This is a genomic window from Halarchaeum sp. CBA1220 (assembly GCF_003721175.2).
Lineage (GTDB): Archaea > Halobacteriota > Halobacteria > Halobacteriales > Halobacteriaceae > Halarchaeum > Halarchaeum grantii.
Window position 1 is genome coordinate 1,031,389 of the sequence record NZ_CP054707.1, and the last position, 16,760, is coordinate 1,048,148.

General features: G+C 70.6%; 17 protein-coding genes. 9 read left to right on the forward strand and 8 right to left on the reverse strand.

The genetic code is table 11. The annotated features are described in order from the left end of the window. Positions 1-33 precede the first annotated feature (33 nt). Together EFA46_RS05530 and EFA46_RS05535 are read left to right on the forward strand one after the other, a co-directional pair. Positions 34-1,743: a helix-hairpin-helix domain-containing protein gene (locus EFA46_RS05530; protein ID WP_123074253.1), complete on the forward strand. Its 1,710-nt coding sequence runs from the start codon at positions 34-36 to the stop codon at positions 1,741-1,743. A 45-nt stretch (positions 1,744-1,788) separates the two neighbouring features. After that, on the forward strand, positions 1,789-2,766 hold the full coding sequence (locus EFA46_RS05535; RefSeq protein WP_123074252.1) for a hemolysin family protein: 978 nt from the start codon (positions 1,789-1,791) through the stop codon (positions 2,764-2,766). Between the two features lie 53 nt (positions 2,767-2,819). Here EFA46_RS05535 and EFA46_RS05540 read toward each other — a convergent pair whose 3' ends face one another. Next, entirely contained in the window at positions 2,820-3,410 is a 591-nt protein-coding gene (locus EFA46_RS05540; protein WP_123074251.1) for a 50S ribosomal protein L15e, read from the reverse strand. 140 nt (positions 3,411-3,550) lie between these two features. After that, positions 3,551-5,593, reverse strand: coding sequence for a histidine kinase N-terminal 7TM domain-containing protein (locus EFA46_RS05545; protein ID WP_123074250.1), 2,043 nt, complete (start codon positions 5,591-5,593; stop codon positions 3,551-3,553). Positions 5,594-5,695: 102 nt separating this feature from the next. Here EFA46_RS05545 and EFA46_RS05550 point away from each other — a divergent pair, with 102 nt between their 5' ends. After that, on the forward strand, positions 5,696-6,697 hold the full coding sequence (locus EFA46_RS05550; protein WP_123074249.1) for an ATP-binding cassette domain-containing protein: 1,002 nt from the start codon (positions 5,696-5,698) through the stop codon (positions 6,695-6,697). Further along, a complete protein-coding gene (locus tag EFA46_RS05555; protein ID WP_123074248.1) occupies positions 6,694-7,584 on the forward strand; it encodes an ABC transporter permease in 891 nt (296 codons plus the stop codon). The genes EFA46_RS05550 and EFA46_RS05555 overlap by 4 nt, the downstream gene beginning before the upstream one ends. Positions 7,585-7,642: 58 nt before the next feature. Here EFA46_RS05555 and EFA46_RS05560 read toward each other — a convergent pair whose 3' ends face one another. Further along, the gene (locus tag EFA46_RS05560; RefSeq protein WP_123074247.1) at positions 7,643-8,551 is read right to left on the reverse strand and encodes a serine/threonine-protein kinase RIO2; all 909 of its coding nucleotides are present in this window, start codon (positions 8,549-8,551) and stop codon (positions 7,643-7,645) included. A 209-nt stretch (positions 8,552-8,760) separates the two neighbouring features. On the opposite strand from EFA46_RS05560, the gene EFA46_RS05565 reads away from it, so the two are divergent. Further along, positions 8,761-9,909: a methionine synthase gene (locus tag EFA46_RS05565; protein WP_123074246.1), complete on the forward strand. Its 1,149-nt coding sequence runs from the start codon at positions 8,761-8,763 to the stop codon at positions 9,907-9,909. 6 nt (positions 9,910-9,915) lie between these two features. On the opposite strand, the gene EFA46_RS05570 is transcribed toward EFA46_RS05565, so the two are convergent. Further along, entirely contained in the window at positions 9,916-10,335 is a 420-nt protein-coding gene (locus tag EFA46_RS05570; protein ID WP_123074245.1) for a hypothetical protein, read from the reverse strand. A gap of 103 nt (positions 10,336-10,438) precedes the next feature. On the opposite strand from EFA46_RS05570, the gene EFA46_RS05575 reads away from it, so the two are divergent. Then, positions 10,439-10,759, forward strand: coding sequence for a tRNA-binding protein (locus tag EFA46_RS05575; protein WP_123074244.1), 321 nt, complete (start codon positions 10,439-10,441; stop codon positions 10,757-10,759). A gap of 194 nt (positions 10,760-10,953) precedes the next feature. Here the strand turns inward: EFA46_RS05575 and EFA46_RS05580 are convergent, their stop codons facing one another. Beyond that, on the reverse strand, positions 10,954-11,487 hold the full coding sequence (locus EFA46_RS05580; protein WP_123074243.1) for a redoxin domain-containing protein: 534 nt from the start codon (positions 11,485-11,487) through the stop codon (positions 10,954-10,956). Between the two features lie 90 nt (positions 11,488-11,577). Between EFA46_RS05580 and EFA46_RS05585 the strand changes: the two genes are divergently transcribed. Both EFA46_RS05585 and EFA46_RS05590 read left to right on the forward strand, forming a co-directional pair. Next, positions 11,578-12,420 carry a deoxyribonuclease IV gene (locus EFA46_RS05585; protein WP_123074242.1) on the forward strand — a complete coding sequence of 281 codons (843 nt, stop codon included), beginning with the start codon at positions 11,578-11,580 and terminating at the stop codon, positions 12,418-12,420. 158 nt (positions 12,421-12,578) lie between these two features. Then, positions 12,579-13,385: a class I SAM-dependent methyltransferase gene (locus EFA46_RS05590; RefSeq protein WP_123074241.1), complete on the forward strand. Its 807-nt coding sequence runs from the start codon at positions 12,579-12,581 to the stop codon at positions 13,383-13,385. Here the strand turns inward: EFA46_RS05590 and EFA46_RS05595 are convergent. The 3 genes from EFA46_RS05595 to EFA46_RS05605 form a co-directional block, all read right to left on the reverse strand. Next, a complete protein-coding gene (locus EFA46_RS05595) occupies positions 13,382-14,020 on the reverse strand; it encodes a hypothetical protein (RefSeq protein WP_123074240.1) in 639 nt (212 codons plus the stop codon). The two genes, EFA46_RS05590 and EFA46_RS05595, sit on opposite strands and share 4 nt — an antisense overlap. Positions 14,021-14,052: 32 nt before the next feature. Next, positions 14,053-14,649, reverse strand: coding sequence for a TetR/AcrR family transcriptional regulator (locus EFA46_RS05600; protein WP_123074239.1), 597 nt, complete (start codon positions 14,647-14,649; stop codon positions 14,053-14,055). Positions 14,650-14,743: 94 nt separating this feature from the next. Then, entirely contained in the window at positions 14,744-15,526 is a 783-nt protein-coding gene (locus EFA46_RS05605) for an SDR family NAD(P)-dependent oxidoreductase (protein WP_123074238.1), read from the reverse strand. Between the two features lie 184 nt (positions 15,527-15,710). Here EFA46_RS05605 and EFA46_RS05610 point away from each other — a divergent pair, with 184 nt between their 5' ends. Then, complete coding sequence (locus EFA46_RS05610; protein WP_123074237.1) at positions 15,711-16,682, forward strand: TIGR00269 family protein; 972 nt, start codon at positions 15,711-15,713, stop codon at positions 16,680-16,682. Positions 16,683-16,760: the final 78 nt, after the last annotated feature.

Here is a 16,760-nt window from a genome sequence, read left to right on the forward strand (position 1 = left end):
ACGGTTTTTCTCCCGCCGCCGTACCACTTCCGTATGGAGAGCGACCTACAGGACTACTGGGGCGTCGGCCCGAAGACCGCCGCCCGCCTCACCGAGGCGCTCGGCGAGGCCGACGCGGTCCGCGCCATCGAGTCCGCCGACGTCTCCGCGCTCGTCGACGCCGGCGTCTCGCCGGGTCGAGCCACCCGCATCCTCCGGCGCGCCACCGGTGGTGGCGACGCCGAGCGCTTCGCGACCGACGACGCCCGCGACGTCTACAAGCGCGTCCTCGAGACGGCCGCCGAGTTCGCGCTCACGCGCCGCGCCCGCGACCGCATCCGCGTTCTCACGCCGCTCGCGGACGCCGACGCGCGCGAAGCCCGCCTCGACGCGGTCTTCGACGCCGTCGAGACGTGGCGCGAGCTCGACGAGCGCGAGCGCGAGGCCGCCATCGCCGCCTTCGAGGAGCACGACAGCCGCGACGGCGGGGAGCGCGCGGCCGTCGAAACCGCGCTCGCGCTCGTCGACGCCGGCCTCGACTCGGGGGCGTTCGCGGCGTTCGCCGACATCGACGCCGACGCCCTCCGGGACGCCGCCGACGCCCTGCGCTATCGCGACGGCGACGGCGTCCGCGACGGCTACGACGACCGCCTCGACGACCTCCGCGAGCGCGCGGCCGCCGTCGAGCGCCTCGAACGCGACGCCCTCGGCGTGCTCGAGGACGTCCGCTCGGGCGACCTCCGCGGCCCGGACGAGTTCCGCGAAGCCGTCGTCGAGCACGTCGCGGACGTCACGGGCGTCGGCCCCGCGCGCATCCGCGAGCACGCCGCGACCGACGCCGCCGACGCCGCCGACTTCGTGAGCGGGACGCTCCGCTCGCTCGCCGACGCCCTCCGCGCGGACGCCGCGAGCCGCGAGGACTCGGTGCGCGCGGACCTCGACAGCGCCGTCGCCGAGGCCGACGCCGACGTCGAGGCCGCGACCGAGGCGGTCCCCGACGTGGCGTTCACCGTCTCGCTCGCGCGCTTCGCCGTCGCCTACGACCTCACGCGACCCGCGTACACCGACGACGCCGCGCTCGCGGTCGCGGGCGCGCGCAACCTCGGTCTCCGCGCGTCCGGCGCGAGCGTCCAACCCGTGACGTACGCGCTCGGCGACCACGACCTCGCGGGGCCGCCGGTCGGCGACCGCGTCGCCGTCCTCACGGGCGCGAACTCCGGCGGGAAGACGACGCTCCTCGAGACGCTCGCCGAAGTCGCGACGCTCGCCGTCCTCGGGCTTCCCGTCCCCGCCGACCACGCCGTCGTCGGGCGGTTCGACCGCCTCGTCTTCCACCGCCGGCACGCGAGCTTCAACGCCGGCGTCCTCGAGACGACGCTTCGCTCCGTCGTGCCGCCGCTCGCCCGCGACGGCCGCACGCTCATGCTCGTCGACGAGTTCGAGGCCATCACCGAACCCGGGAGCGCCGCCGACCTCCTCCACGGGTTGGTCTCGCTCACCGCCGACCACGACGCGCTCGGCGTCTACGTCACCCACCTCGCGGACGACCTCGACCCGCTCCCGGGACGCGCGCGCGTCGACGGCGTCTTCGCCGAAGGGCTCTCCCCGGACCTCGCCCTCGAAGTCGACTACCAGCCCCGCTTCGGCGTCGTCGGGCGCAGCACGCCCGAGTTCATCGTCGAGCGCCTCGTCGCGAACGCCGACGACGACGCCGAGCGCGACGCCTTCGAGACCCTGCAGGGCGTCGTCGGCGACGCCGAGTAAGGGGACTCCGGGTGGGCTTACGGCGCTCGCGCTCCTCCGTCGGGTATGGTCGACGCCACCCTCGTCGCGCTCGCGGGCGCTTGCCTCCTCCTCCTGGTGGCGAGCGCCTTCTTCTCGTCCGCCGAAATCGCGACGTTCTCGCTCCAACTGCACCGCATCCAGTCGCTCGCCTCGACCGGTGACGCCCGCGCGACGGCGCTGCACGCGCTCCGCGAGGACCCGAACCGCCTCCTCGTCACCATCCTCGTCGGGAACAACGTCGTGAACGTCGCGTTCTCTACCATCATCGCGACGCTCACGGTGTCGCTCCTCCCCGCCGGCTCCGCCATCGTCGCCGCCACCGTCGTGACGAGCGTGCTCGTCCTGCTCTTCGGCGAAATCGCGCCGAAGGCCTACGGCGTCGCGCACGCCGAATCGTGGGCGCTCACCATCGCGCGCCCCGTTCACGTCCTCGAACGCGCGCTCTCCCCGGTCGTCTGGGCGTTCGACACCGCCGCGAACGCCATCACCTCGCTCCTCGGTGGCACCGACGCCACGACGCCGTACGTGACGCGCGAGGAGATCCGCGCGCTCCTCGTGACGGGCGCGCAACTCGGCGTCGTCGCACCCCACGAGCGCGAGATGGTGCACGCCGTCCTCGACCTCGAACAGACCGCCGTCGCGGAGGTGATGACGCCGCGCGAAACCGCCACCGTGCTCGACGCGGACGCGACGCCGGCCGCCGCGCGTGACGCCTGCCTCGAGGCCGGCGTCGACGCCATTCCCGTCGTCGGTGCCGACGATGGCGTCGTCGGTATCGTGACGCTCGCCGCCGCCGTGCGCGCCGTCGAATCCGGCGGCTCGCTCCGCGACGCCCTCGCGGACGTCCCCGTCGCGCGCGACTCGTGGACGGTGGACGAACTCGTCACCGAGTTCCGCGAGACGGGCGCCGACTACGCCGCCGTCACCGACAGCCACGGGCGCTTCGTCGGCGTCGTGACGCGCGACGACGTCGCGGCGGACGTCGTCTGGCGCGGGCGCTGAACGGCGCCGTCGCTACGCGGCGAGAGAAACGGGAGAAACCGAAAAACGCGGCGTTACTTCTTGCGCTGCGTGCCGCCGTTCTTCGAGGGACGGGTCTTCTCGGTGCCCTTCCCGCGCTTGCGGAGGCCGCGGCCCTTGCGGCCGGCGGAGGTGAGACCGCGCAGCGCGCGGTTCTCCTGGCTGTTGTTCGCGATCCAGCCGAGGTCGTCGTCGTTCTGGATGGCGGGATGCTCCGGGTCGAGGAGAATGACTTCGAACCACTTCTGCGAGCCGTCCTCACCCACCCAGTAGGAGTTCAGCACGCGGAGGTTGACGTACTTGCGCGTCGCGCGCTCCTCGGAGATGCGCTGGAGGTTCTTCGCGCGACCGATGCGGTTGACGCCCTGTCGCTTCGTCCGGCGGCCCGCCTTGTGGCGGGACTGCCGAGCGGTCCCCTTCCGGACGGAGACGCGCGCGACGACGACGCCCTGCTTGGCCTTGTAGCCGAGCTCGCGGGCCTTGTCGAGGCGGGTCGGGCGCTCGACGCGCTCGATTGCGCCCTGTCGGCGCCATTCCTGCTTGCGCTGCCACTGCAGCTCGGCGAGTTTGCCCTCGCCGGGCTGCTTCCACGCGTCCTTGATGTGGGAGTAGAAGCTTCGTGCCATGTGTTGTCCGCGGGCGCTGTCGATTCAGACCGCGAGGCGGTCCACATTTCGTCCCGTCGAGACGGGTGCCCGCTGGGCCCGCACCAGCGAGTTGGTGGTGGTACTGTCGTGGCGGGGTTAAGCGCTTCGAAACCCCTGCCTCACGACGCGTCGGGGTCGCGGAGGCGGAGCACGACGACGCGGCCGTCCTCCGCGACGGCGATCGTGCCGTCGGCGGCCGTCACCGCCCAGTGGACGATCCAGAAGCCGAGGCCATCGGCGTGCGCGAGCGGGGACTCCTCGCCCTGCTCCAGCACGCGCTCGTCGCCCTCGGAGAGCCAGCGCTCACCGAGCCGTACGCGGAGCTCGACCCCGGACGGCGTTCGCTCGACGCACACCGCGACCTCCTCGCCGGCGCTCGCGGCGTGCTCGGCGGCGGTCCGCACGAGGTGTTCGACGGCGAACTCGAAGAGCCGGGTGACGTCCGCGCGCGCCGACTCCGGGGCGTCCACCGCGACGCGCACGTCGGGGTGCGTGCGCTCGACGGCGGCGACGGCGTCCGCGACGGCGCCGGTGACGTCCGCGCGCGCCACCTCGGGGTCGCGCTCGAGTTCGGCGTCGACGTATCGGGACGTCTCGCTCACGTCGAGGAGCTTCTCGCTCGCGCTGTGTGCGCGCTCGAGCCACTCGCGCACCTCCTCGTCGTCGACGCGCTCGCGCGCCATCGAGACGTAACCCTGCACGACCGAGAGCTCGTTGCGGACGTCGTGGCGGAGGACGCGATTGAGCGCTTGGAGGCGCTGTTCGGTGCGGCGGCGCGCGGTGACGTCGTGCCCGGAGAGCAGGTAGCCGCCGATGACGGGGTCGTCGCGCAGGTCGCGCGCCTGCCCCTCGATGACGTGCCAGCCGTCCTCGGCGTCCCGGACGCGTACCTCCCGGAGCGCGCCGGTCCCGTGCTCGTTCGCGTCCGCGAGCGAGCTCTGGAACGCGGGAACGTCGTCCGGGTGGATGAAGTCGGTCACGCGCTCGCCGACGATGTCGCCGGGGTCGTAGCCCAGCGTCCGCTCGAAGGACGGCGTGGCGTAGCGGAGCCCGCCCTCGGCGTCGGTCACCGCGACGATGGTCGTGGACCGGTCGACGATGCTCTGATACCACTGCTCGAGTTCGCGCCGCCGCGTGATGTCCCGGAGGCTGACGAGCGTGCCGCTGACGGCGCCGAGCGAGTCTCGAACGACGGAGACGGAGACATCGTAGTGGCGCCGCTCGCCGTCGCGCTCGATGACGACGCTGCGCTCGCCGTCGGCGGGTCGTTCCATCGCGTCGAGGAGGGCGGGGTGGTCGGCGAGCGCGCGCTCGGCCGGGCGGCCGATGAGACCGGTGCCGTCGCCCAAGAGCGCGCGAGCGGTCGCGTTCGCGTCGACGACGCGCTCGGCGGCGTTGAGGACGATGAGGCCGTCGCTCATCTCCTCGAGGAGTTGGGTGCGCGCGACGGGGACGAGGGAGAGCGGCCGATAGCGAAAGAGCACGACGGCGACGAGGGGGATGGTGACGCCGAACGCCATCGGCGTCGCGTCGACGTACGGGTAGGGGTGAAGGACGGCGACGCTGGCGACGCTGGCGGCGAGCGGGAGGACGGAACCGAGACAGAGGGCGGCGGCTTCGCGGCGTCGGGTGCCGCGTCGGGTGCTGGCGGCGCGCGCGAGGAGGCCGATGGCGACGACGTCGAGCGCGTACGAGTAGCAGAGGAAGAGCACGAAGAGGGGGCCGGGCGCGATTTCGAGGACGGTGATGCCCGCGACGTCGTGGAGGTCGACGGGCGTGAGGAGGAGCCACCGGTAGTTTGCGCTCCAGACGGCGAGCACGCAGAGCGCCGGGAGCGCGGCGAGCGCGGCGAGGGCGCGCGCACGGAGGACGCGCCGGTGTCCGGTGTACGCGAGGACGAAGACGGGCCAGCCGACGGCGGTGAGCGCGACGCCGACCCAGACGACGCGCGTCCAGGCCAGCTTCGCGGCGACGGTCGTGGCGGCGAGCTGCTGCGTGTACGCGCCCGTCCAGACGGTGGTGGCGAGCGCGACGGTGACGAACGCCGCCACGGCGGGCGGGTCGAGGCGCTCGCGCCGGCCGAGCGTGTACGCCGCGAGGAGGAGCCCCGTGACTGCCGCGAGGAGGAGCGGCACCGCGAACGGCGTCTCGGACCACGGCATACGCTCCCTCGGTGACACCGCTCCATAAGACACGGGGCCACCCCCAACCTGAATGAACAGTCAGTCAAAGCTTATGTGTCAGCGTGCGCTCACCCGACACGTATGAGCGCGATCCACGCCGAGCACCTCGCGGTGACGTACGCGGACGGGACGGAGGCCGTCACCGACGTCACGCTCGACGTCCCCGACGGCGAGTTCTTCGGCTTCCTCGGCGCGAACGGCGCCGGGAAGACGACGACCATCAAGACCCTCGTCACCCTCCTCAACCCGACCGAGGGGCGCGTCGCCGTCAACGGCTACGACGTCGCGGACTCCCCCCGCGAGGTCCGCGAATCCATCGGCTACATGGCCCAAGAGACGAGCATCGACCGCGAACTCACCGCGCGCGAGAACGTCCGCTACGCGTGTGAGGCCTACGGCGTCCCGCGCGAGGAGCGCGAGGCGCGCATCGACGACCTCCTCGACCTCGTGGACCTCGCCGACGTCGCCGACAAGCCCGCGAAGGGCTTCTCCGGCGGGATGCAGAAGCGACTCGACGTCGCCACCGCCCTCGTCCACGAGCCGCCGGTCGTCTTCCTCGACGAACCCACGACCGGCCTCGACCCCAAAGCCCGCAACCGCCTCTGGGACTACTTCGAGCGCATCAACGACCGGGGCACCACCGTCTTCCTCACCACGCAGTACCTCGAGGAGGCCGACCACCTCTGCGAGCGCATCGGCGTCATCGTCGACGGCGAAATCGCCGTCACCGGCTCGCCCGCCGAACTGAAGGCCGAAGTCGGCGGCGACGTCCTCGAAGTCGACCTCGACGACCCGAGCGACGCCGACGTCGAGCGCGCCCGCGAGGTCGCCGCCGACTCCCGCCTCGCGGCGGACGCGGACGCCGTCGAAGCGACCGACGAGGGGATACGCGTCACGTCGAGCGTGGCGCGCCGCCACGGCACCGACCTCCTCGTCGCGCTCCGCGACGCCGGCCTCACCATCACCGGCTTCAACGTCCGCAGTCCGACGCTTGACGACGTCTTCCTCGCCGTCACCGGCGAAGCGTACGACCCCGAGAGCGAGGAGGCCGACGGCGTCGAGGCGACGGAGGGGGCGCGATGAGCGCGTCCGCGCCCGGCGAGAAAGCGACGGGGAACGGCTTCGTCGTCGACACGTGGGTGAACCTCAAGCGCTGGCTCATCAAGACGACGCGCAACCCGTTCGTGCTCGTCTTCTCCCTCCTCAACCCCATCATGTTCCTCGTGCTCTTCACCGAGGTGTTCGGCGGCATCACGGGCGGCGCCATCGGGAGCGCGGTCGGCGGCGACACGAGCTACATCACCTTCCTCGTGCCCGCCATCGCGATTCAGGTGTCGCTCATCGCCGCCACCACCTCCGGCATCGGCCTCGTCGAGGACATCGAGTCCGGGATGTTCGAGAAGGCGCTCGTCTCCCCGATGCACCGGGGCGCGGTCTTCCTCGGGAAGTCCCTCTCGGAGGTGCTGCGCATCGTCGTGCAGGTCTGCATCATCCTCGTCTTCGGCTACGTCCTCCTCTGGATCGACACCGGCGGCGACCCCGGCACGTACGTCGCCACCGGCCTCGCGGGCGCCGTCGGCATCGTCCTCGTCGGCGTCCTCTTCTCCGTCTGGTTCACGGCGTTCTCGAACGTCATGGCGCTCGTCACACGCGACCAGGAGTCCACGATGATCTCCGTGAACGTCCTCCAGTTCCCCCTGCTCTTCCTCTCGAGCGCCTTCCTCCCGCTCGACGCGCTCCCCGGATGGGTGCAGGTCGTCGCCTCGCTCAACCCCCTCACGTACGGCATCGACGCCGCGCGCGCCCTCATGTTCGGCCGCGACGTCATGACCGCCATCGAGGTCTCGGCGTTCGGCGGCATCTGGGACACGCTCGTCCCCGCCGTCGTCGTCCTCGGCGCGCTCGACCTCGCGCTCGGCGTCGTCGCCGTCTACTTCATGGCGCGCGCGACGAGCGCCGACGCGCGCTGACTCGGTCGGACCGCCGACCGCGCCGTCGCGTCGCGCTCTCCACGGCGTCGCGAAACGACTACTCGCCGTAGGCCCTGATCGTCTCGAGCTCGTTCGCCGCCACCGCGTCCGCGACGGCCTCCGTATCGACGTCCGGCGTCGGGTTCGGGTACTTGCGCTGGAAGTAGGAGACGATGTTGCGGACGTCCCGCCCGAGGAACTCGCGGGCGTTCTCGTGGTCGGTCGGGACGGACTGTGGCCAATCGAAGAGGACGACGCCGTCCTCGCGGACGAAGACGTTGTACTCGCTGACGTCCGCGTGGACGAACCCCTCGTCGTACGCCGTCGCGATCTCGTCGAGGATGAGGTCGAGGACGCCGACGACCTGCCCGTCCTCGAGTTTCGCGCGGTTCAACTCGACGCCGTCCACCTTCTCCATCACGATGGCGTGGCGGTTCTGGTCGACCGGTCGCGGGACGCTCACGTCCGGGTAGAGCGAGTGGAGCGCCTCGTGCTCGCGCTCGGCGGCCTTTCTGGCCGTGTAGAACCACGAGACGTGGTCGTTGTCGCTCGTGTAGTCGCGCTCCTTCTGTACCTCGCGGAAGTTCGTGTAGCCCTCGCGGTGGAATTTTAATGCCAAGGGCTTGTAGGACTGCACCTCGAAGACGTCGCTCTCCTTGCCGACGCCGAGCGGCGCGCCGAACCCGCTGAGGGTGTCGCGCTCGGCGAACGCCTTCAGCGCGAGCGTGTCGTAGCCCTCGAAGGTGAGCCGGAACCCCTCGTACTGGATCGTCTGGCGCTCGACGAGTCCACGGTCCTCGACGCGGTCGAGGCGATAATCCACCTCCTCCTCGGTGAGGCGCGCGAACTCCGGGAGCTTCTCCCGGTTCACCCACTCCGAGAAGCGCATGCCGTGCTCGACTCCGGAGAGGAGGTTGAAGTCCTCCTGCTCGAGGGCCGCGACGTCCTCGGCGACGTTCCGTACCATCTACTCCTAGAGTCGGTGGCGCGCGATAAAAGCCCCGCGACAGCACCCATACACTACATGGCGCGATACGGAATCGGTGCTGTCGTCGGTTCCCCCGCCCGAGTCCCGACCGTCGGCGACGCCTCGGCGTGCGTCCGGCGCCCTCGTCCGTCGGCATCGCTCGCCCGAATACCGTGAGTTATATCGTAGACGCAGATTATTACCCGTGTATGACGGACGACCGCATTCGCACGACGCACATCGGCAGTCTCCCGCGCCCGCCCGAACTCCTCGACCTCCTCCAGCGGAAACAGGAGGGCGAGGACGTCGACGACGAGGAGTGGGAGCGAGCGACCCGCGAGGCGACCGAGCGCGTCGTCGAGCGCCAGCGCGAGGTCGGACTCGACTCCATCAACGACGGCGAACAGCCCCGCGTCTCCTTCAACTGGTACGTCGCGAACCGCCTCAGCGGCATCGACGGCACGCAGGAGACCGAGCTCTGGGCGGACCTCCAGGACTACCCCGAGTACGCGGACGAGACGTTCAAGACGGACGTCATCGACCTCTCGATGCACCCCGTCGTCACCGGCCCCATCGAGTACACCGGCCACGCGGAGGCCGAGGCGGAGATCGAGGAGTTCCTCGACGCGCTCGAGGCCGTCGACGGGGACGTCGAGGACACCTTCATGACGTCGGCGTCGCCGAGCATCGTCACGTCCACCCACGTCGACGAGTACTACGAGGACTACGAGGAGTACCTCTTCGCGGCCGCCGACGCGATGCAGGAGGAGTACGAGCTCGTCGCGGAGACGGGCATGACCCTCCAGATCGACGCGCCCGAACTCCTCACGGTCGGCCAGACGGCGGCGTACGCCGACCGCTCCCTCGAGGAGATCAAGGACGCGACGCGCCTCCACGTCGAGGCGCTGAATCGGGCGCTCGAGAACGTCCCCGCAGAGCAGGTGCGCCTCCACACCTGCTGGGGGAGCTACGAGGGGCCGGGCCACCTCGACACGGACCTCGTCGAGATGTTGCCCGTCATCTACGAGGCGGACATCTCGGGGCTGAGCGTCGAGCAGGCGAACCCGCGCCACCAGCACGAGTACCGCGCGTTCGCGGAGGAACCCCTCCCCGACGACTGGACGCTCATCCCCGGCGTCGTCGACGTGAAGACGAACATCATCGACCACCCCGAGACCATCGCGGACCGCATCGAGCGCGTCGCGAACGCCGCCCCCGACGACACCGACATCGTCGCCGCGCCGGACTGCGGCTTCGGCACGCAGGCCGGCCTCGGGATGGTCAGTCCCGAGCTCGCGTGGGCGAAGCTCGAAGCGCTCGTCGAGGGCGCGGAAATCGCGACCGAGCGCCTCTACTGAGCCGCCTCAGTCGCCGTCGGTGTACTGCTCGTAGAGAACGGTCCCGAGGCTGGTCGCGTCCCGGACCTCGACGTCGCCGTCGCGCGCGGCCGGCTGGCCGACGACGCCGGCGTCCTGCATCTCTTCGACGCGGTCCTCGAGCTCGCCCTGCACGGCCGCGAGCAGGTCGTCGGGGACGTCCTCGAGGCCGTCGGGGTCGTCGAGCGCCTCGGTGCGGACGACGGTCCACTCGCGCGTCGTCGGGTCGTACTCGACGGCGCGCAGGCCCGTCCCGGTGACGAGGATGAGCGCGGTGACGAGTTGCGTGTCGCGCTCCGGGAAGTGGAAGGCGTTGACGGGGCGGACGGCGGCGAACGCGCCGGCGGCGTCGAGGACGGCGACGTCGTCGTGTGCGAGCGGCCGGTTCGGGAGCGAGTCGAGCGCCATACGCTCGCGTGGGCCTCGACGCCTACGCGTGTTTCGAAAGCGCTCGGACGGTCGTCGTCCGAAACGCGAAGCTTCAAGCGCTCCGCGCGAGCCACGTCCGGGTATGTCCAGTCCGCTCGAGACGACGGTTCGCGTCGGCGAAATCCGGAGCGCCGAACGCTTCGAGGAAGCGCGCAAGCCCGAGCTGTTCAAGCTCGAAATCGACCTCGGCGACGAGACGCGCCAGTCGGCCGCACAGCTCGGCTACAACCACGACCCCGAGGACGTCGTCGGCCGGCAGGTGCTCTGTGCGGTCGACCTCGGCACGGTGAACATCGCGGGCTTCGAGTCGGAGGCGCTCACGCTCGGCGTGCCCGACGCTGACGGGAACCCGATGCTCGTCGGCCCCGACGCGGACGTGCCGCTCGGCGGGGAACTCTACTGAGACGAGCCTGGCGTCGAGGCCCTCAACCCCGAGCGCCGACCCGCTGAACACAACCGTCGAACAGTGGCTATGGGACGATTCTCTCTCGGTGCTGCCCGTGTCCGGGACCGCTGGTGCAGGGGGCACGACGACGTGCGTCCGGTCCCGACACACGATTTAGGTCTACCTAAAACGTAAAAAGCTTTTCGGCGGTCTCAGACGTCGAAGCCGAACGACTCCGAATCGGCGGGGCCGAAGGCGTCCTCGATGGCGTCGCGGACCGACGCCATCGGCGGCTGCGACCGCGTCGCGTCCACCCGGTGCTCGCCCACCCACCGATAGCGCACCGTCAGCTCCGAGTCCAGCAGGAAGACCGAGCGCTTCGGGCGCCGCAGGAGCCTGAACACGCGGTAGTCGACGCCGAACGCCTCCGTGAGCGCGAGGTCGCGGTCCGCGTAGAGCGGGAAGTCGAGGTCGAGGTAGTCGATGAAGCGCCGGTGAGTCGTCGCGCGGGACTTCGAGACGCCGATCACCTGCACGCGCTCGTCGTTCGCGAACCAGCCGTAGTCCCGGAACGAACACCACTCCTCCATGCAGTCCGGGCTGAAGTCGTTCGTGTAGAACGCGAGCAACACGGGTCGCTCCTCGACGAGCGACGAGAGCGCGACGTCCGCGACCCGGCCGTCCGGGTAGACGAGCGGGGCGCTCACGTCCGGCGCGCGCGCACCGACCGAGAGCGGGTCACCCATACACGTAGTTCACGCGACACGCGGATATGCCTCTTGTCCACCCGGCGGGACTCCGAAGTCCCTTTTGCGTCTCGCGCCCTCTCGGCGGCTATGACTCTCAACGTGGGCGCGCACGTCTCCATCGCGGGCGGCATCGACAACGCCGTCGAACGCCAACTCGACGTCGGCGGGAACTGCGGGCAGATATTCACGCACTCCCCGCAGGTCTGGCAGTCGCCGAACGTCGACGACGGGGAGGCTGAGGCCTTCCGCGCGGAGAGCGAGTCGGCGGACGTCGGGCCGTGGGTCATCCACACCTCCTACCTCGTGAACCTCTGCACGCCCAAGGCGGACCTGCGCGAGAAGTCCCGCACGGCGATGCAGGAGGAGGTCGACGCCGCGCACAAACTCGGGATTCCGTACGTGAACGTCCACCTCGGCGCGCACACCGGTGCGGGCGTCGAGCAGGGCCTCGAGAACGCCGCGTCCGTCATCGACAGCCTCGACGTCCCCGACGACGTCACCGTCCTCATCGAGAGCGATGCGGGGAGCGGCACGAAACTCGGCGGCGACTTCGAGCACCTCGCGACCGTCCTCGAACTCGCCGACACCGACCTCGACGTCTGCCTCGACACCGCGCACGCGTTCGCCGCCGGCTACGACCTCTCCACTCCCGAGGGCGTCGAGGAGACGCTCGCCGAACTCGACGACGTCGTCGGCCTCGAGCATCTCGCGTACGTCCACCTGAACGACTCGAAGCACGAGTGTGGCACGAACAAGGACGAGCACGCGCACATCGGCGACGGCCACATCGGCGATGACGGCTTCGAGGCGTTCCTGAACCACGACGCCATCGCGGACGTCCCGCTCGCGCTCGAGACGCCGACCGAGGACGGGCGCTCCTACGAGTGGAACATCGAGCACGTTCGGGACCTCCGTGACGGCGACCAGTAGGGAGTCGTCACGTTGACGCGAGCGGGGAGGAACGACCCGCGAGCCTCCGTCGGGCCGAGTACCGCGCGGGCCGACGTTTCGGTGACGAGCGACGCGAGACGAGGATCTCCGCGCGCCGGTCGTCAGCGTTTCCTACCTACCGCCACTATCGACGGCCAGTGAGACGCTTCTCGTCCGAATACCTGCGGGACACCCGCCGGGGGATGTGGGAGGACCGCTCGGCGCTCGCGCCCCTCGCCCTCGATTCGCGCTCCCGGATCCTTGACGTCGGCTGTGGCACCGGCGAACTCACGCGCGTCCTCCGCGAGGAGTCCGACGCCGAGGTCGTCGCGGTGGACGCCGACCGCACCCTGCTCGCGGAAGCCGACGCCGACGCGTGCGCGCTCGGCGACGCGACGCGCCTCCCCTTCGCGGACGACGCCTTCGACCTCGTGGTCTGTCAGGCGCTCCTCATCAACCTCCCGGACCCGCTCGCGGCCGTCGAGGAGTTCGCGCGCGTCTCCGCGGACCTCGTCGCGTGCGTCGAACCCGACAACTCCGAGGTCGTCGTCGAGTCGAGCGTGGCGGCGGAAGCCCCGCTCGCGAAGCGCGCACGCGACACCTACATCGCGGGCGTCGAGACGGACGTGACGCTCGGGTCGGGCGCCGCCGACCTCTTCGCGGACGCCGGCCTCACCGGCGTCGAGAGCCGGCGCTACGAACACGAGCGCACCGTCGCGCCGCCGTACGACGAGGCGGCGCTCGCCGCCGCGAAGGCGAAGGCGGCGGGTACCCGGATCGCCGAGCAGGCCCGCACCCTCAGACGGGGCGGCCTCACCGAGACGGCCGTCGACGAGCTGAAGAACGAGTGGCGCGCGATGGGCCGGGACGTCGTCGGGCAGATGGGCGAGCGAGCGTACGAGCGCCGCGCCGTCGTCCCCTTCTACGTCGTCGTCGGCCGCGTCGAATCGGGTGTGGACGGTTAGACGACGTCGCCGCGCACCGTCGTGCCCTCCTGTGCGGCCTCGTAGGCGCGCATCGCCTCCGCCGCGTCAGCGGCGGTCGCCTCGTCGAACCCGAGCATGCCGAGGGCCTCCTCGAGCGTCGGGAAGGCGAGCGCGCCGTCGCGGAGTTTCGCGAGCGCGTCGTCGCTTCGCTGGCCCTCCGCGTAGAGGCAGACGCCGCGCGGGTCGATCACCTGCTCGTAGTTCTCGCGCGCCCGCGCGCCCTCCGCGCGCTGGGTGACGTTGCGCTCGAAGCCCGCGTTACACACCTCCAGGTGGACGGGTTCGTCCTCGGGGAGGAGGTGGGCGGCGAGGCATTTCTCGGGGGCGACGTGGCCGCTGTCGTTCACGCGCACCCACTCGGGGTGCTCGCGCGCCCACTCGGCGTCGACGGTGCGGCCGATGCCCTCGACGCCGAGCTCCGCGTCGAGGTCGGGTGCGGGGTCACCCCCCAAGAGGAGGTCCTTCGTGACGTAGACGTCGAGGCGCGTGATGGGGTCCTTCCCGAGCGCGACATCACCGTAGACCCAACACTCCCGGACGGGAACGGGGAGGCGCTCTCCCGTAATGGCGTCGAGAATCCGCTCCACGCGGTCGAGCGCGGCGTCGCGGTCCATGTCCGCGAGAAGGGCGGCGAGTGCCTAAACGCCTACTGGTCGTCGACGAGGACGTGACTGCGGACGTAGCCGTCGATGGCGCGGCGGGTGTGCGCGACGGGGTCGTCGTCGCCGAAGAGGACGCTCCGGGTGCGCGCGCCGTCGATGAGCACGAGGATAGTCTCGGCGACCGCGTCCGGGTCGACGTCGCGGAACACGCCCGCCTCGACGCCGTCGCGGACGGTGTCGGCGAGCAGTTCGGCGAGGTGGTCGTCGTTCGCGGCGAACGCCTCGCGGTAGCTCTCGACGTAGGGGGCCTGCGAGCGCAACTCGAGCATCGCGACCTGGAAGTCGCCGGCCTCGTCGGGCCCGGAGAGGAGCGCGTCGACGAGCGTATCGAGGCGCTCGCGCGGGGTCCCGTCGTTCGTCGCCTCGACGTTCTCGAGGAACTCCGCGAGGAGGTAGTCGAGGAACGCGACGAGCAACTCCTCCTTCGTGTCGTAGTGGTAGTGGATGAGCGACTTCGACTTCTCGAACTCGTCGGCGATGGCCTGCATCGTCAGGTCGGCGTAGCCCTGCTCGCAGAGCGCCCGATAGGTCGCCTCCATGATGGCGGTCTGCGTCTCCGTACGCGCCCCGTCGTCTCCCATGATAGTTGACTAATCGGTTAGTCAGACGGGAAAACGTGTCGGTTGCGACGACGGCCGCGTGGCCCGACGCGCCCGACCGGACGCGCCGACCCCCTCAGAAGACCTGCCACCCGCCGTCGACGTAGACGAACTCCCCGGTCACGTAGGAGGCGTCCTCGCTCGCGAGGTAGAGGTAGGCGCCCGGCAGGTCGTCCGGGATGCCCGCGCGTCCGAGCGGCACGGGCTTGATGAACTCGTCCTCCTCGGCCTGCTCGAGCGCCATCTCCGTCCACCCCTCGAAGAACTCGGTCGCGATCTGGCCGGGCGCGACGGCGTTCACGCGGATGCCGTGCTCCGCGAGGTCGAGCGCCGACCCGCGCGTCAGCATCCGCACCGCGCCCTTCGTCGCGTCGTATCCGACCTGATCGTACTGCGCGAGGGTCGAGCTGATCGAGGCCGTGTTGAGGATCACGCCCGGGTCCTCGCGCTCCACCATGTCGCGGGCGGCGACCTGCGTCCCGAGGAAGACGCCCTTCACGTTCACGTCGATGGTGTGCGCGAACTCCTCGTCGTCCAACTCGAGGATGGAGCCGCCGACCGGGAAGCCAGCGTTGTTCACCATGACGTCCACGCCGCCGAACTCGCGGGCGGCCTCGACGACGGACTCCACCTCCGCGCGCTCGGTGACGTCCGTCTCCACGAACACCGCGTCGCCGCCCGACTCCTCGATCACCTCGTGCGTCGGCACGTCCGCGTCCTTCGGTTCCTCAGCGAGGTCCGCGACGATCACCGTCGCGTCCGCCTCGCCGAAGCGGAGCGCTACCGCGCGCCCGATGCCCGAGGCGCCGCCCGTCACGACCACGACGTCGTCCGAGAAGTCCGCGCGCAGTCGCCCCATCAGCGACCCGCCTCCGGGTGGGCCGTTCGCCCGGGGGTTCGCGGCGCACCGCGCCGCGTCCGATCCGCTCCGAATCGCGTCGTCTGCGTCATGGCTCGTGTGACGGTAGCGCGCGCCAAGAAGCTAGGCATCGCGGGTCCGGCGACCGAACAGGTCAAACGCCTCCGCGCGTAAGACGCACGCGATGGAGTGTACGAAGTGCGACCGCGAGGCGGTCATGCACGCGGCGTACTCGGGGACGCATCTCTGCGAGCGCCACTTCCGGGAGTCCGTCGAGCGTCGCGTGCGCCGACGGATCCGCGAGGACGACCTCCTCCCGAGTTCCGCGACGCCCGACGACCCGCAGACGTGGCTCGTCGGCCTCTCCGGCGGGAAGGACTCCGTGGTGCTCACGCAGATCCTCCACGAGACGTTCGCCGAGGACCCCCGCGTCGAACTCGTCGCGCTCACCATCCACGAGGGCATCGCGGGCTACCGCGACAAGAGCGTTGACGCCTGCGAGGAACTCGTCGCCGACCTCGACATCGACCACGAAGTCGTCTCCTACAGCGAGGAGTTCGACGTCGAGATGGACGACGTCGTCGACTCCGACCCCGAGGAGATGGCCCCCTGTGCGTACTGCGGCGTCTTCCGGCGCGACCTCCTCGCGACGTACGCGCAGGGGTACAAGGCCGACAAACTCCTCACCGGCCACAACCTCGACGACGAGGCCGAGACCGCGCTCATGAACGTCCTCGAGGGGAACGTCGAGCAGATGGGCAAGCATTTCGACGCCTCCCTCGGGCCGTTCGACGAGCGCAACGAGCAGGGGGGGATGGTCCCGCGCGCGAAGCCGCTCCGGGACATCCCCGAGAAGGAAGTCGCGCTCTACGCCCAACTGCGCGACCTCCCCGTCCACATGGCCGAGTGCCCGCACTCGAGCGAGGCCTTTCGCGGCGAGATACAGGACCTCCTCCTCTCGCTCGAGGACGCCCACCCCGGCACCAGACACAGCATCATGGCGGGCTACGAGGAGATGGCGGCGATGGCCGCCGACCGCTATCGCTCCGCAGGGAGCGAGGCCGACCTGAACGAGTGCGAGGAGTGCGGCGCGCCCACTACGCGGGACGTCTGCCGGAAGTGCTACCTCGTCGACGCCGTCCACGCCGCCGACTGACGCGTCTTACACGTCTGACGCGACACTACGCGACTGCGGCGTCGGGACGGCGAAGCCGTGACGGGAGCGACTCCCGGT

Coding starts and splice junctions, on each gene's coding strand:
- EFA46_RS05595 (WP_123074240.1), bottom strand. CDS start 14,020: ATGGACCGCGACGCCGCGCTCGACCGCGTGGAGCGGATTCTCGACGCC.
- EFA46_RS05535 (WP_123074252.1), top strand. CDS start 1,789: ATGGTCGACGCCACCCTCGTCGCGCTCGCGGGCGCTTGCCTCCTCCTC.
- EFA46_RS05550 (WP_123074249.1), top strand. CDS start 5,696: ATGAGCGCGATCCACGCCGAGCACCTCGCGGTGACGTACGCGGACGGG.
- EFA46_RS05530 (WP_123074253.1), top strand. CDS start 34: ATGGAGAGCGACCTACAGGACTACTGGGGCGTCGGCCCGAAGACCGCC.
- EFA46_RS05575 (WP_123074244.1), top strand. CDS start 10,439: ATGTCCAGTCCGCTCGAGACGACGGTTCGCGTCGGCGAAATCCGGAGC.
- EFA46_RS05545 (WP_123074250.1), bottom strand. CDS start 5,593: ATGCCGTGGTCCGAGACGCCGTTCGCGGTGCCGCTCCTCCTCGCGGCA.
- EFA46_RS05565 (WP_123074246.1), top strand. CDS start 8,761: ATGACGGACGACCGCATTCGCACGACGCACATCGGCAGTCTCCCGCGC.
- EFA46_RS05555 (WP_123074248.1), top strand. CDS start 6,694: ATGAGCGCGTCCGCGCCCGGCGAGAAAGCGACGGGGAACGGCTTCGTC.
- EFA46_RS05585 (WP_123074242.1), top strand. CDS start 11,578: ATGACTCTCAACGTGGGCGCGCACGTCTCCATCGCGGGCGGCATCGAC.
- EFA46_RS05605 (WP_123074238.1), bottom strand. CDS start 15,526: ATGGGGCGACTGCGCGCGGACTTCTCGGACGACGTCGTGGTCGTGACG.
- EFA46_RS05560 (WP_123074247.1), bottom strand. CDS start 8,551: ATGGTACGGAACGTCGCCGAGGACGTCGCGGCCCTCGAGCAGGAGGAC.
- EFA46_RS05580 (WP_123074243.1), bottom strand. CDS start 11,487: ATGGGTGACCCGCTCTCGGTCGGTGCGCGCGCGCCGGACGTGAGCGCC.
- EFA46_RS05610 (WP_123074237.1), top strand. CDS start 15,711: ATGGAGTGTACGAAGTGCGACCGCGAGGCGGTCATGCACGCGGCGTAC.
- EFA46_RS05570 (WP_123074245.1), bottom strand. CDS start 10,335: ATGGCGCTCGACTCGCTCCCGAACCGGCCGCTCGCACACGACGACGTC.
- EFA46_RS05600 (WP_123074239.1), bottom strand. CDS start 14,649: ATGGGAGACGACGGGGCGCGTACGGAGACGCAGACCGCCATCATGGAG.
- EFA46_RS05540 (WP_123074251.1), bottom strand. CDS start 3,410: ATGGCACGAAGCTTCTACTCCCACATCAAGGACGCGTGGAAGCAGCCC.